At 64.6% G+C, this 520-nt stretch carries 1 protein-coding gene; it reads right to left on the bottom strand.

The window, feature by feature from the left end:
* Positions 1 to 520 (bottom strand): SDR family NAD(P)-dependent oxidoreductase (locus QCE88_RS41970; protein WP_309911938.1); only part of this gene is annotated, 520 nt, incomplete at both ends.

The following is a 520-nucleotide window of genomic DNA, read 5'->3' as shown; positions in this document are numbered from 1 at the left end:
GCGGACCCGGCCGTGTCGTCCGGACCGCTCGCTCAGGCCGGTCCCGCTCTCATAAAGGCTATCGCCGTCGCGCCGGGGCTCGCTCGTGAGCTGGGCCTTTACACCGAGCCGGCTCGTCATGGCGTCGTACACGCGCGGTGCCGATCGCCCGAACCAGGCCATGCCGCGCGACGCGCCACCCGCATATATGTCGCGCTGCGGATGAGCCGCGGCGTGCAGTATGGCCTTCGCGACCACTTCGGGCGCATACACCGGCTGTGGCAGCTTCGGCTCGTAATCCAGGTAGTTTTTCGCATGCTCGACGAAGAGCGTATCGATGCCTGCGGGCTTGACAAGGGTCACGGAGACCGGTGCGTGCTCGTCGGCGAGTTCGATGCGTAACGCATCAGTGAAGCCCTTTACCGCATGCTTCGATGCAACATATGCGCCTTGCAACGGAATGGCGACGTCCGATAGTTCGCTTCCGAGATTGATGAGCGCGCCGCCCCGTTCCCGCAAATGTTGCACGGCGACGACCGAG

The sequence above is a fragment of the Caballeronia sp. LZ035 genome (genome assembly GCF_031451175.1).
GTDB lineage: Bacteria > Pseudomonadota > Gammaproteobacteria > Burkholderiales > Burkholderiaceae > Caballeronia.
This window is presented reverse-complemented; position numbering and strand designations above follow the sequence as displayed.